At 67.4% G+C, this 14083-nt stretch carries 13 protein-coding genes; 3 read left to right on the forward strand and 10 right to left on the reverse strand.

Annotated features, from left to right (window positions below; genetic code table 11):
• Positions 1-43: 43 nt before the first annotated feature.
• A complete protein-coding gene (locus tag WA788_RS03785) occupies positions 44-1690 on the reverse strand; it encodes a long-chain fatty acid--CoA ligase (protein WP_335971565.1) in 1647 nt (548 codons plus the stop codon).
• Between the two features lie 242 nt (positions 1691-1932).
• Between WA788_RS03785 and WA788_RS03790 the strand changes: the two genes are divergently transcribed.
• Positions 1933-2514 carry a SigE family RNA polymerase sigma factor gene (locus WA788_RS03790; RefSeq protein WP_335971568.1) on the forward strand — a complete coding sequence of 194 codons (582 nt, stop codon included), beginning with the start codon at positions 1933-1935 and terminating at the stop codon, positions 2512-2514.
• Positions 2515-2614: 100 nt separating this feature from the next.
• Here the strand turns inward: WA788_RS03790 and WA788_RS03795 are convergent, their stop codons facing one another.
• From WA788_RS03795 to WA788_RS03825, 7 genes are all read right to left on the reverse strand, one after another.
• Positions 2615-3457, reverse strand: coding sequence for a glycoside hydrolase domain-containing protein (locus WA788_RS03795; protein ID WP_335971570.1), 843 nt, complete (start codon positions 3455-3457; stop codon positions 2615-2617).
• Between the two features lie 501 nt (positions 3458-3958).
• Positions 3959-4261, reverse strand: a complete 303-nt coding sequence (locus WA788_RS03800) for a hypothetical protein (protein ID WP_335971571.1) — start codon at positions 4259-4261, stop codon at positions 3959-3961.
• 320 nt (positions 4262-4581) lie between these two features.
• Complete coding sequence (locus WA788_RS03805) at positions 4582-5181, reverse strand: SMI1/KNR4 family protein (protein WP_335971573.1); 600 nt, start codon at positions 5179-5181, stop codon at positions 4582-4584.
• 48 nt (positions 5182-5229) lie between these two features.
• A complete protein-coding gene (locus WA788_RS03810) occupies positions 5230-5523 on the reverse strand; it encodes an SCO0607 family lipoprotein (protein WP_335971575.1) in 294 nt (97 codons plus the stop codon).
• Between the two features lie 218 nt (positions 5524-5741).
• The gene (locus WA788_RS03815; RefSeq protein ID WP_335971577.1) at positions 5742-7805 is read right to left on the reverse strand and encodes a phosphocholine-specific phospholipase C; all 2064 of its coding nucleotides are present in this window, start codon (positions 7803-7805) and stop codon (positions 5742-5744) included.
• 163 nt (positions 7806-7968) lie between these two features.
• On the reverse strand, positions 7969-8112 hold the full coding sequence (locus WA788_RS03820) for a hypothetical protein (protein WP_335971579.1): 144 nt from the start codon (positions 8110-8112) through the stop codon (positions 7969-7971).
• A gap of 284 nt (positions 8113-8396) precedes the next feature.
• Positions 8397-8795, reverse strand: coding sequence for a MerR family transcriptional regulator (locus WA788_RS03825; protein WP_335971582.1), 399 nt, complete (start codon positions 8793-8795; stop codon positions 8397-8399).
• Between the two features lie 71 nt (positions 8796-8866).
• On the opposite strand from WA788_RS03825, the gene WA788_RS03830 reads away from it, so the two are divergent.
• Entirely contained in the window at positions 8867-9292 is a 426-nt protein-coding gene (locus WA788_RS03830) for an EthD domain-containing protein (protein ID WP_335971584.1), read from the forward strand.
• Positions 9293-9545: 253 nt separating this feature from the next.
• Here WA788_RS03830 and WA788_RS03835 read toward each other — a convergent pair whose 3' ends face one another.
• The gene (locus tag WA788_RS03835) at positions 9546-12107 is read right to left on the reverse strand and encodes a cold shock domain-containing protein (RefSeq protein ID WP_335971587.1); all 2562 of its coding nucleotides are present in this window, start codon (positions 12105-12107) and stop codon (positions 9546-9548) included.
• Positions 12108-12213: 106 nt separating this feature from the next.
• Positions 12214-12810: a hypothetical protein gene (locus tag WA788_RS03840; protein ID WP_335971590.1), complete on the reverse strand. Its 597-nt coding sequence runs from the start codon at positions 12808-12810 to the stop codon at positions 12214-12216.
• 157 nt (positions 12811-12967) lie between these two features.
• Between WA788_RS03840 and WA788_RS03845 the strand changes: the two genes are divergently transcribed.
• Entirely contained in the window at positions 12968-13891 is a 924-nt protein-coding gene (locus WA788_RS03845) for an FkbM family methyltransferase (protein WP_335971592.1), read from the forward strand.
• Positions 13892-14083 lie beyond the last annotated feature (192 nt).

Here is a 14083-nt window from a genome sequence, read left to right on the forward strand (position 1 = left end):
GTCAGAAGCCTCCGGTCAGAAACTTCCAGTCAGAAGCTTCCGGTCAGAGGCGGGTGACGTCCAGCTCGCCTTCCGCGTAGGACTTGCGGATGACCTTCTTGTCGAACTTGCCGACGCTGGTCTTCGGCACCGCCGGCACGACCGCCCACCGTTCGGGCACCTGCCAGTGGGCGACCCGCTCGGCGAGGAAGGCGCGCAGCTCGGGGTAGCCGGCGGTGGCGCCCTCGCGCAGGACGACGGTGGCGAGCGGGCGTTCGCCCCAGCGCTCGTCGGGTACCGCGACCACGGCCGCCTCGGCGACGTCGGGGTGCGCCATGAGGTGGTTCTCCAGGTCGACCGAGGAGATCCACTCGCCGCCGGACTTGATGACGTCCTTCGCGCGGTCGGTGAGGGTGAGGTAGCCGTCCTCGGAGATCACCCCGACGTCGCCGGTGCGCAGCCAGCCGTCCGGGCTGAACTTGTCCTCCGGCCGCAGCGGTTCGGCGCCGGCGCCCCCGTAGTACGCGGCGGCGATCCACGGCCCGCGCACCTCCAGCTCGCCGGCGGACCGGCCGTCCCAGGGCATCTCCGAGCCGTCCGGGCCGATCAGCCGGGCCTCGACGGAGGCGGGGAAGCGGCCCTGCGTGACGCGGTACCCCCACTCCTCCTCACCGGTCGCACCGGCCGGCGGGTGGGCGATGGTGCCGAGCGGGGAGGTCTCGGTCATGCCCCACGCGTGCACCAGGCGCACCCCCAGCTGCTCGTCGAACGCCTTCATCAGCGCCGGCGGGCAGGCCGAGCCGCCGATGGTGACCTGCCTGAGCGAGCTGACGTCGCGGGGCCGTTCGGTCAGCTCGCCGAGCAGCCCCTGCCAGATCGTCGGCACGGCGGCCGCGTGCGTGGGCCGCTCGCGCTCGATCATCTCGGCGAGCGGGGCCGGCTGGAGGAAGCGGTCCGGCATCAGCAGGTTGATCCCGGCCATGAAAGCGGCGTGCGGGACGCCCCACGCGTTCACGTGGAACATGGGCACGACCGGCAGTGACGTGTCCCGGTTGGTCAGGCCCATCGACTCGGCGGAGACGACCTGGAGGGAGTGCAGGTAGACCGAGCGGTGCGAGAACACCACGCCCTTGGGGTCGCCGGTGGTCCCGGAGGTGTAGCACATGGCCGCGGCCTCCCGCTCGTCCAGCTCCGGCCAGTCGTAGCCGGTCGGGCGGTCGGCGATCAGCTGCTCGTACGCGTGCACGGCGGGCCGGGCGCCCGCCAGGAGCGACAGGTCACCGTCCCCGACGACGACCAGGTGCTCGACGGACTCCATCCGCGGCAGCAGCGGGGCGAGCAGCGGCAGCAGGGTGCCGTCCACGAGGACGACCCGGTCGGCGGCGTGGTTGACGATCCAGGTCAGCTGGTCGGCGGGCAGCCGCAGGTTGAGGGTGTGCAGCACCGCGCCCATCGCGGGGATCGCGAGGTACGCCTCCATGTGCTCGCCGTTGTTCCACATGAGGGTCGCGACCCGGTCACCGCGCTCCACACCGAACTCGTCGCGCAGCGCGCACGCGAGCTGCACCGCGCGGGTGCCGGTCTCCCGGAAGGTCCGGCGCCGGGGCTCGGCCCCGGTCCAGGTGGTGATCGTGGACCGGCCGTGCACCCGCGTGCCGTGCACGAGGATGCGGGTGACGGTCAGCGGAACGTCCTGCATGGTGCTCAGCACGCGGGCCTCCGGGCGGCTCCGAGGGGTTTGCCCGCGATTCTGCTTCCATACCGCGGGGTATGTCACTACCCCCGGCCGGACCGGGCGCCCCCTACTCCGCCGTGCCGATCCCCTGCGGGACGGCCGCCCGGGGCTCCACCCGAGGGGGGTGGGGAGAACCCCCCTCCTACGACCTGAGGGTGATCCCGTGTCGGCACCTCCGGCCGATCCGCCGCCCGGGTCGCGGCTCCTACCTTGGAGCCATGACCACGCCAGTCTGCACCAGCGCCCGCCCGGCCGGCGCCAGTACGGCCAGCACCGGCCCGGCGAGCGCCGGCCCGGCCAGCGCCAGCACGTCGCAGTTCACGGCCTACGTCCGCAGCAAGGGCCCCACGCTGCTGCGCACCGCCCGCTCCCTGACCCCGAACCCGGCCGACGCGGAGGACCTGCTGCAGACGGCCCTGACCAAGACCTACCTCGCCTGGGACCGGATCGACGACCACCGCGCGCTCGACGGCTACGTGCGCCGCACCCTGGTCAACACCCGCACCTCGCAGTGGCGCAAGCGCCGGGTGGACGAGTTCAGCACCGACGAGCTGCCGGAGCCGGCCGCCGCCGGGCCCGACCTCGTCGAGCAGCAGGTCCAGCGCGACGCGCTGCTGCGGGCGATAGCCCGGCTCCCGCCGCGGCAGCGCGCGATGGTGGTGCTGCGCTACTACGAGGACATGAGCGAGGTGCAGACCGCGGAGGCGCTCGGGGTGTCCGTCGGCACCGTGAAGAGCGCGGTCTCCCGCGCCCTCGGCAAGCTCCGCGACGACCCCGAGCTGGAGCTGAGCGTCGCCTGACGGGTTCCGCGCGGGTGTCCTGCCGTCTCCCGCGGGTCCTCCCGGCTCGCCCAAGGCTCTTCCCTACCCTGACCGGCCCCTCTTCCCGGCCCGTCCGGGCTCAGCCGACCACGGCGACCGGGGCGTCCACCAGGTCGCGGTCGATGCTGAGCGTCTTCCCTCCGTGCGACTCGGTGACGGCGCCGTGGTACTGGTGGATACGCGCGTGCGGGGTCCAGGCGGACGGCGCGAGCGACGGCTCGGCGGTCAGCGTCGGACTCACGCCCCAGCGGGCGTACCAGAGCACCTGCGGCAGGTCGGCCACCCCCGCCAGCCGCGACCTCTCCATGTGCGTGATGCCCGAGTCGGCGCTGCTGTAGAAGCCGGTGACGTAACCGGCCGCCGCCACTCCCCGGTCCCAGGCCCGGATGTACGCCAGGGTCGCCGCCGCGCACGACGTGTTCCCGATGTCGTACGCCTCCATGTCGAGGTAGAGCGCGCTGCCCGGGTCCAGCCCGAACACGCCGGCCTGCCGCACCGCGTCCTCGGCCTCGCTCGCGCCCTGGGTGGCGGGCTGGGCGCTGTCGATCCGGAACGGGTTCTTGTTGGAGCCCGCCACGCACGGGCTCTGCGAACCGACGTAGATCGGCAGCAGGCTCCACCCCGCCTTCGTGGTCTGCCGCACCCAGTCCGGGGTCAGATGCGTCTGCGACGTGCAGGCGCGGGCCCGGCCGCCGAAGTAGATGCCCGCGGCGCGGTAGTCGGAGTGGGCGATCCACGCGTTCATGGTGGCCAGGTCCGGAGCCTGGCAGGTGTCGAACGCCTGCCCGCTGAAGGTGCGGCCGGCGTGGGACGGGGCCAGGCCGGGGGAGGCCGCGTCCGCGGGTACGGCCGGAAGCAGCAACCCGGTCAGCGCGAGCGCACCGGCGAGGAAATAACGGATAAACCCACTGGTTTCGGTCATTCAGTGAGTCAACGATGCTCCCGCCGCCGGGCCGCGCAGACACGCCGTGCACGGCCGAAAGCCGCGTACGGTGTTCGCGCGGGGTGGCGGCGGGTCCTTCCCGAGTCCTTCCCGGGTCCTTTCCCGAGTCCTTCCGGGGGCGGGTGGCGACCGGGCCTACGGCCTCGGCGCGCCATCCGTCCACAGGCTGTGGACAATCCGCCGGGTGTCGTGATCGGCTCCTCCCGGCCACCCCCCTCACGTGCCGGGCCCTCCCCTCCTCTGCCGGGCCGGGCACTCCCGGAGCGCTCCGGCGGGCCGTTCAGCGGGCGATCCCCCTCTGACCGCCCGACGCCCGTCCCGCACGGTGCCGCTCCGCCTTCCGCACAGTTCCCTCCCCGGGCCTCCCCGGGCCCTCCCCAGAGCCCGGGATGCGCGGCGGCTCTCGCGGACCGCCGCGCATCCCGTGTGACCAGGCCCCTTCTCAGCGGGCCGGCGCGCCCGCGGCGCCCGGCCCGCGGCTCACCACAGCGGAGAGAAGTGGACGGCCACCGTGTTCTGGTGGATGGAGGTGAAGGCCGAACCGGCCACGCTGGCGGTGTTGTTCTGGTTCGACGCACCGGCCCCGGTGGCAGCCTGCTGGGTCGTGGTCACGTTGCCGAGGTTCCCGAGCACGTTGCCACCGGAGTTGCTCACCACCGTCGCGTTCGAGTGGCCACCCGCAATGGAACCGTCGTCGGCCGCGGCGACGCCGGCGAACAGCACACCCGCGAGGGGCAGTGCCGCAACGGCGGCCAGGACACGGACGGTACGGATGCTTGCCATGGTGTTCCCTCCCAGGGGGACAGACTTTCTGAGGTGCGGAAGAGCGGCCGGCCGACCGCTCCGCCGGGGTTGCTCGGCGTCGCCATGAGCAGATGTGCCCACCCGCGCGCCCCCGATGCGCCACCATGAACCGTTTCCCTCGCACGCGTGACGATCTGTCGATAAACCCGCCTTCCGCCCTTTTTTACGGCACTTGAGGCATGCGCCCGGCTCTGACCGCGGCCCGGGTCAGGGCCCGCCCGGGGCCCTCATCGGCCCTCATCAGCCTCGCCGGTCCTCGTCAGGCCCGATCGGATCTCGCCGGCCCCCGCCGGCCCTGGTCAGTCCTCGTCGAACCACGGCCGGTCCGCCGCCCAGTGCCGCACCCACCCCGCGAACCCGGCGGCCCCTCCGGTGTGCCCGAACTCCGCGCCGAACGGCACCGCGCCCTCGCCCGTGATCAGCCAGACCTGCCCCCGGTGCGGCCCCGACACCACCAGGTGCCAGTACATGCCGCAGCCGTCCGTGCCCAGCACGACGGAGCCGTCGCCGAAGACCCGGTCGAGCAGCGGCTCGATCTGCGCCGCCGGTCTCGGGTCGTCCTCCCACACCCACCCCTCGGTCAGCGGGAACGGCCGCGCCAACTCCCGCTTGCGCCCGCCGTTCTGCCCCGCGTCGGCGCCGAGCGGCGCCAGCCCGTACTCCGGCGGCCCCAGCGCCGAGCCGTCGGCCACCTCGGCCACGAACGTCCGGTACGGCTCCGGCAGCAGCACCCCGTGCTCCGCCTCGAACCGCCGCACGCCCGCCCAGCCGAGCGCACTGCTGCCGCCGCCCGCGTCCCCGTTCCCGTCGGCCCCGCTCCCGTTCCCGTTCCCGCAGTCCACCCCGAACGCCGCACGCAGCGCGTCCAGCTCATCCGCCGATACCCTCTCCGCGTCCATACCCCATCCCTAGCACCCGCCTATGACAGCGCGGCCGCCCCGGATGCCCTACTTGATCAGCTTGCCGTTCGCGTCCAGCCCGTGGTCCTGCCAGTAGACGTCCCACTTGTCGCCCACCCGCTTCGGCTCCTGGCCCTTCGGATACCGCACCGTCCCCGGCGGCGGCTCCTCCCCCTTCGCGACGCACTGCGCCCCGCCGCCCGGCCCCACGGCGGCGACCACGTACTCGTCGCTCTGGCACTCATGGTCCCGCAGGTCCACCCCGCACGCCGTCGCCGTCGCCATCACCGCACCCGCGAGCACCAGCCCGTACGCCGCCGCCCGTCCGGCCTGCTTCCTCATTGCCATCCACTCCCCGCCGCTGGCGTTGTCCGGTCCCCTCCACCCTCACCGAACGCCCGCCACCCCTCATCGGGCCTCCTACTCAACCCGCCCTGAGCTCATCCGGTGAGTACCTGGGTGCGGGGACGCGGGTGCGAGGACACGGGTGCGCCGTGGCGGGCCGACCGGCCGGGCGGTGCGTGGCCGGGCGACCCGCCGTGGTCAATCCTGACAGAACGTCACCTCGTCCGGGTAGCAGGGTCGTTGGTGCTTGCGGCGCCGGTCTCCACATGTCCGGCGAAGCGGCGTACGTAGGCGGAGTCGGCGTCGGAGGTGACCGTGACGTCGTACCAGTGGTTCGCGGCGGCGACTCCCCAGCCCGGAACGGTGCGCGAGCCGCCCGCCGCCACGGTGTAGGTGTAGTGGTCGCCGGGGGCGTACGCGTCGGTGGCGGTGAAGGTGACCGCCGAACTCCCGGGGTTGGTGAACACCAGGGTGACCTGGCCGGCCGAGGCGTCGTTGCGCGCGGCCACCTCGGGCCCGACCGAGCCCGCCGTACCGGCCATCCGGCGCAGGAAGCCGTTCGGCCCGTACACGGAGAAGTCGTACCGCGAGGAGGCGGCGGGCATCGCCCAGGTGTCGGTGAGCGTCCTGCCCGCCTCGACCGTGTACGGCCAGGGCCCGTCCGAGCGCACCGCCGAGGTGACGAGGAAGGCGGCGCCCGCGGCACCGGAGTTGGCGAAGGTGAACTGCATCCGCCCGTCGACCGGCCTGGTCCCGACGGCCAGGTCGTACGGCAGCGCGCGGGCGTTGCGCAGCCCGGACTCCTGCGGGGGCAGGGCGCCGGCGGACGGCGGAGTCGGCACGTAGTCGCCGGGGTTGTCGTGGTTCGGCGGGGCGTATCCGCCGGTGCCCGGCAGTGTGGGCGCCGAGGCGTCGCTGCGGGTGAAGTCGAAGGCGGCGGTGAGGTCGCCGCAGACCGCGCGCCGCCACGGTGAGACGTTCGGGTTGTGCACGCCGAACCGCTTCTCGACGAACTGCACGATCGAGGTGTGGTCGAAGGTCTGCGAGCAGACCCAACCACCGGTGCTCCAGGGTGAGATGACGATCATCGGGACCCGGGGGCCGAGCCCGTACGGCCCGGCCGCGTATCCGGAGACACCGCCGGTGTACAGGTCCTGCGTGACGTCGGCGGTGGACAGCCCGCGCGCGGCGGAGGCGGGCGGGAACGGCGGCACCACGTGGTCGAAGAAGCCGTCGTTCTCGTCGTAGGTGAGGAAGACGGCGGTACGGCTCCACACGTCCGGGTCGGCGGTGAGCGCGTCCAGCACCTGGGAGACGTACCAAGCACCGTAGTTCGCGGGCCAGTTGGGGTGCTCGCAGAACGCCTCGGGCGAGGCGATCCAGGAGACCTGCGGCAGCTTCCCGTTCAGCACGTCGGACTTGAGCTGGTCGAAGAAGCCGTCGCCGTGGGCGGCGTCGGTGCCGGTGCGGGCCTTGTCGTACAGCGGGTCGCCGGGCTGGGCGGAGCGGTACTGGTCGAAGTAGAGCAGCGAGTTGTCGCCGTAGTTGCCGATGAACGCGTCGCTGGTCCAGCCCCAACTGCCCGCCGCGTCAAGGCCGGTGCCGATGTCCTGGTAGACCTTCCACGTGACGCCGGCCTTCTCCAGGATCTCGGGGAAGGTGGTCCAGCCGTAGCCCGCCTCCTCGTTGCCGAGCACGGGGCCGCCGCCCTTGCCGTCGTTCCCCGCGTAACCGGTGTACATGTAGTAGCGGTTGGGGTCGGTCGAGCTGAGCATCGAGCAGTGGTAGGCGTCGCAGATGGTGAACGCGTCCGCGAGCGCGTAGTGGAAGGGGATGTCGTTCCGCGTCAGGTACGCCATCGTCGTGGTGCTCTTCGCGGGCACCCAGGCGTCGTAGTTGCCGCCGTTCCACGCCGTGTGGGTGCCGGACCAGCTGTGGTCGAGGTCCTGGATGAACTTCAGGCCCAGGTTGTCCGCGGTGGGCCGGAACGGCAGCGTCTCGCGCCCGGCGCCGTCCGCCTGGTGGAAGACCGTCTTCCCGCTCGGCAGCACCGCGGGGCGCGGGTCGCCGAAGCCCCGCACCCCTCGCAACGTGCCGAAGTAGTGGTCGAACGAACGGTTCTCCTGCATCAGCACGACGACGTGCTCGACGTCCTGCAAGGTGCCGCTACCGGCCACCGCCGGTAACGCGGCGGCCTTCGCGATGCCACCGGTGAGCACGGACGCGGCGGCGGTACCGCCGGCGAGTTGGAGGAACCTGCGGCGGTCGATGTCGGGCACGAACTCTTCTCCTGACGGTCCGGTGGGGTCGGCCCCAGGCGGCGAGCACGCCGAACTTGCGCGAACGTGCACGCTGAGGAGGTCTTCGCGACATGCCCGCGCAGGCATGCCGCGGCAATGATGGGGACGGCCCCAGCCCGGTGTCAATGCCGCCTGACGGCTGTCACCGCCGCCTGACGGCCCGCACCACGTGCACCAGCGCCATGCAGAAGAAGACGAAGCAGACGAACGACATCACGGCGATCACGTTCTGTGTGTCACCCGTGTCGGTCTCGGCGGCGCCCCACGCGAGCAGCCCCGAGAGCACCGCCCACGTGGCCGCCCACCCCGCCGGCCACTTCAGCTTTCCCCCACCGGACCCCCCTCGACCCCCGGCGCGACCCCCGGCGCGGCCCCCGACGCCGCTTCCGACGCCGCTTCCGACCCGCACAGCCCCGTGCGCATCCGCAGATCCCATGGCGAAACCTCCCGACCCGGCTCCGAGCGAGCCCGTACCGTCGTTCCACCCTCACCATTGTCCCGCGCGTGGCGCGTATCCGCATGAGCGGGCACGTACGCGGGGCGCCGAAGGAATCGCCCCGGCCCGCGCGCCTATTCCGGGACCTGGCCGTCCGCGGCGTCCACGGTGCGCACGGCGTCCACCAGATAATCCCGGTTGACGTCGATCAGGCGGTCAAGCGCTTCCCTGGCGGCGACGAGGCCGTCGATCGTGGCGGAAAGGCGAGTCCGCTCCTGATTCATCGCGGTCAGGGCATTCCTGGCCCTTTTCACGTTGGGCTCCGTCATGCAGGGGACCATCCCGGCGATGGTTCTGCTGGACATTCCTGCGGCCAGGAACACCTGAATCAGCGTCACCCGCTGGACATGCTCGTCGTCGTAGTACCGCTGACCACTGGGCGACCTCGCGCTGACCAGCAACCCCTGCTCTTCGTAGTAGCGCAGCGATCGACGGCTTGCCCCGGTCCGGGCGGACAGTTCACCGATCCGCATCTCAACACCTCGTGTGCATTGGGTCACAGCGACTTGCCCTTGACATCAATGTGAGCGTCTAGGTTAACCCCATGACCGGCCGGCGCCCCGCCCCAGGGCATGAGGCCGCCGACCTCCCGCCTCCCGTTTCCCGCCTCCCCGAGCAGGAAGAGAAGAAGTCCGTGATCAAGTTCGTCTTCATGATCAACCGTATCGACGGGATGACCTTCGAGGAATTCGTCGACCACCACCGAAACCGCCACGCCCCACTGTTCACTTCGATCCCCGAGGCACACCAGTACGTCAAGAAGTACACCGTCTCCCACCCCGTACCCGCCGATGGCTACCCGCACCCCGCCTACGACGGCATCACCGAAATCTGGTTCGACAACTGGGCCGACCACAACGCATTCTTCGCGTCCGCGAATTACAAGGAACTGGTGAACCCGGACGAGAGCAAGTTCATCGACATGGACTCGGTCACAGCAATGGTCACCGAAGAAAAATCGATACTCTAGCCCCCCACCCAACCCGCCCCCACCAAACGCCCGATGGGGCACCCCGGCATCCGGGGCACCCCATCGAACCTGCTGAAGCGTTAGCGCTGCGGAGGCTGTGGGATTTGAACCCACGGTGACATCGCTGCCACGACGGTTTTCAAGATGACGGCCGCCGGTACCAGAGCACAGGTCTTGACCTGGCTTCATCCATCAGACGGACATTCAGCGAGGACATTCGGCCCGCGCATGGCCCGCAGCAAGTGTCCGTCACTCACCGCTCCACCAACCATACCTCGACCGCGCGAATTTTCCCCGCCTTTGAAATCTTTTTATAAGAAATCTCAGAACCTTCTCGTACATGCGAGAACTCCTCAACTGGCCTGAAGTCCGTCGCATGGAAAAATATGTCCCCGCCGCCATCCGCAGGGCGAACGAATCCAAATCCCCTATCCGCCTGCATTGTCTTTACAGTACCATAGGCGCGATCATTAACATCATTTGCTCCAATACCGAGCCATCGGGCAAGCGAAGCGCTGATAACTGACGCAGAATGAGCGAGATAACTATCCGCAGTTTTGATTTGCACACCACTCGATAGACTTCTGGCGTAATTTACCCGATCTCGGACCAGGTCATCCGCAGAAAGCCCCGTCAGATCATCCAGAACGTCTTTAAGGGATTCAAGCAATTCAAGGCAGCCACCGTAGTCTCCTCCGCCATAGCGCTTACTCGCTGCCGACGTTAGAGACTTAACATATATCTCCAAAGCCCTCGCTTTTATCTCAAGAGCTGTCTCTGGGCTACCGAGAAGAGATACGCATACCTCTCGCGCCAATCCGTCAGATCCAAGTTGCTGGTACGCCTTAGTGATTTCCAGCTTGATCACAACACTAGATGGATCGAGGGTTGCGGCTTTCTGCAGATAAGTCAGGCCAACTTGTGGCTGACCAAAGTCGCGAATCAGAAATCGAGCATAGAACCAATTCAAAGCGGAGCTATCAGAATTTAGCTCAAGGGCCTTCTCAAAAGCCAAGTTTGCACCGTGCAGGTTATGGCTGGCGATTCTAGCCATCGCCTCAAGGCGGTAGCATTCATGATAATGTGGCGCCAAATCCTGCGCGTCCTTAACTATCTGCAGTGCACGACTTACGTCCCCTTGGTATATCAGACCAAGCGCGTCTATCAGCTTTGCAGCGACACTGAAATCTTTGGCATCTCGAACATCGAGCGAATTTGCATCATACGCATTCGATTTCGACTTCAAGCTCATTTGCTCACCGTATGCAAAGAGGCTCGTGTTCCGGTCGCGGAGCCAGCGCTGTTCGTCTTCCCCTACGGGATGATGCTTTTCGAGGTAGTCCAACGCAAACTCGCTCACCTCGTACTCGGTAACTACTGCATTCCCCGCAGATGCAGTTCGCATCAAGACGAAGTTGGTCGTAATGAGTTCGAGGATCACAGATTGCAACGTCTTTACATCGAGATCATTTAGATACGCCAGCTCGGCCTGATTATGTAGTCCTGTCAAGGTCTGCATGGAACGGAGGACAAGGCGACCTGTTTCCGAAATATACCGGTACACATTTGACATACAGTAATCAAGAAGCAGGCCGCTTCTCAGAGCATCTTCAGGCCGCTGCCCAGCCTGAACGACAGAAACGAACCACTTGATGTAGAGCGGATGAGCCGACGTGCGGTCAACGATACTGCTGATCACGGATGGCCGAAGCCCCTGCAGCGACTTCACGTTTCTGATTTTCGCCAGCGCCCGGAGCAGGCTTACGGCCTCATTGTTCTCAAGCGGCTCCACTCGGATTGGGTTCTCCAGCGCGCCAATTCCGATACGGCTGGTGATTAGCACCTTACTACCGCCGGGAAGCTCACGTAGGAATTCTCTTAGCTTCGCGTCGAGGACCGTTTCCAGATTATCCAGGATTAGAAGTACCTTAAAGTGTTGCATGTACTCAAGTACTTCCCGCATTGGATCTTCAGTTGCCGCCCTCCCCCCCAGTTCCTCTGCGGCAGCTCGAAGCATTCCAAGAGAGTCTTTGACAGCCCCTTGGATGCGTTTAATCTCTCTCACTGTGAGAAGTGAGTTTCGCGCAGTAGTCCATACCACTGCGTCGAACGGGCCGTCGGGGGAATCCAGAATCTCATAGGCGGCCTTTAGGGCCAACGAGGTCTTACCGATTCCACCATCCCCGACTAGGCTAATTACTGGATACGGTCCTCGGATTGTACGAATCAGTGATCTAACGACGGATTTTCTTCCAATAAATCCAGTCTCGTCAAAGTCGGGCACAGGCAAGTTGTGCCTCGCCGAAGAATCAGGAGTGACGTCCGGGAATCTGATCTCAAGGCCAAGGACGAAAGAAGGCTCATTCTCTAGCCTAGTAAGAACATGATCTATCTTTGGAGTGTCAATATCAATCGAATTTGAGAAAAGTCTCGCTACATCCAGAACCGTGGGGAGATCATCGAAATCCAGCGGCCTCGTATGCGCCACGCGATTTCTGACGGGGATCAAATTTTGCAAACGTCGCGTGTTCTCGTGAATAAATTCCGCCTCACGCGGCTCAAGTTTTGCCCCCGCAGAGTTTAAAATCTCAAAGGAATCCGAAAAATCTACATACGGGAGCAGATCTGAAAGAGTCGGGGTCGACGTGTTTCCTTGATCTTGTGTGTACCGTCGCTGAGCATCGGCGGCACGCTTAATACCCAGAACCTGTTCAACCGGGATTCCATACATAGAGAACTCGATACGAGCTCGTAGATCTTCCTCAATTGCCGACAAGAGGGCGAAGCAGGTGAGTCGTGTTGCGCTCAATTCCATCCGTGATCCCCCTCTTGACACTGCTAGATTCCCTGGTGCGAGGGTAGAGGTGCTTGCGAGTTTTGTCTCCTATTTTGCTCAGATCGATCTACTTAGGTAGTTGATCTCAGTTGCTCCCGCCCTGCCCATCACGAGTTGTTGGGTTACCTTCTCGACGGCTCGACGGCAGCAGGAGGTCGCGGTCTGGGTGGACCTCGCCCGTCACGGAGCCGCTGACGCCGAGGTCCGCCCGGGCGGTTTCGTGGAAGGCGTTGATCGCCGCGAAGACGGCGCGGTTGCGGGTGCGCCAGTCGTCCAGGGTGCCTGGGGTCTTGCCGGTGGCTTGCCAGTCGACTTCCAGGGTGGCCGCGTTCAGCGCGTGGGCGGCTTCCACGACCTCGTCGCCCGCCAGGAGCATGATGCGCTCGAAGGCGCGGCCGCGGAGGTGGGTGGCCTCCGACAACTCCGCCCGTTGGCGCGCCTCCGGGTCGTCGCTGAGGCGGATGCCCTCGCGGTGCTCGTACAGCTCGACGGCGAGGTAGATTGCGGCGCGGACCCGGTCGACGTAGTTCTCGTACGCTTCGAGCTTCTTCGTGTCCCACCGGGTGAGCAGCTCGCGGCGGATGCGCTGGCGCTCGGTCCAGTAGTTGGTGACGTACGTGGTGAGGGCTCCCAGGAGCACCGCGGCGATGGTCAGCAACTGCTCGGACGTGCTCAAGCCCACCCCCGGTCCCCGAGTCATCAAGACGTCTTGAGGATTTTAGGAGGGCGGGCGGCTGCAAGGGGGTGGTTCCGGGGCATCGGGACCGCGAACGCTGTGGGTGGTGGCGCGGCGGCGCCCGTAGGGTGGGGACCTGCCGGCAGCGCGGAGGAGCGTACGGATGAGCAACCCCACCACGGAGGCACTGGTCACCCTGGGCCGCTGGTACGTGCGCAACGCCCCCGGCACCCTCGGCAAGGGCCCGCTGGCCGGCCGCTGGCTGAACCCGCACCTGCGGGACACGCCGCGCCGACGCGTCACCGAGACCGAGAGCGGCGCACGCTTCGCCGTCGACACCCAGGACCTGATCCAGCGCTACCTGTACCTGTTCGGCACGTGGGAACCGCGCATGACGCACTGGCTCCGTAACCGTCTGGGCCCGGGGGACACGTACATCGACGTCGGCGCGAACATCGGCTACTTCAGCGTGCTCGCCTCGCAGCTCGTCGGCCCCAGCGGGCACGTCGTCGCCATAGAGGCGTCGCGCCCCTTCCTGGACCGGGTCGAGCAGAACGCGCGCCTCAACGGCTGCACGAACATCCGCGCCGTGCACACCGCCGTCTCCGACAAGGACCAGACGCTCACGTTCATCCTCGCCAGCTCGGCGAACATGGGCGCCAACAGCATCGTTCCCTGGGACGGCCCGACCGAGTCCGTCTTCGACATGGACGCCCACCCGCTCCCGGACGTCCTCACCGACGACGAGATCACCCGCGCCCGCGTCGTCAAGATCGACGTCGAAGGGGCCGAGGGCAGCGTCGTACGGGGCATGGCCCCCATGCTCGAACGCCTACGCCCCGACGCCGAGGTCACCGTCGAGGTCACCCCCGAGCGTATGGAGCAACTCGGCGACTCGGTCGAGGAGTTGCTCGATACGATGCGCGGCGCCGGCTTCCACGTCTACCGGCTCGCCAACGAGTACGCCGCCGCCACCTACCCGACAGCGCTGCGCGGCGCCTCCGCCGTACCGATCCGCTGGCCCGGCCCGGTCACAGGCGAGAGCGACCTCATCTTCTCCCGCGTCGACGCGGAGACCCTTCCCTGAGGGATGCCATGAATCAGGGCGGCAAAACTGGTAGTCGGCGATGTCGTCCTGCGTTGCGGCTGACCTCGGGTGTTGGGCCGGTGAGGGCAGGCGGAGCGGCCATAGGTGCGTTCGCGGCGGGGTGCATGTGGCGTGGAGTCGACGGGCACTTTCGGGTGTCCGCTCCGGGCGTCTCCTCGGCCGTGTCCCGAA

The sequence above is a fragment of the Streptomyces sp. CA2R106 genome, assembly GCF_037034245.1.
GTDB lineage: Bacteria > Actinomycetota > Actinomycetes > Streptomycetales > Streptomycetaceae > Actinacidiphila.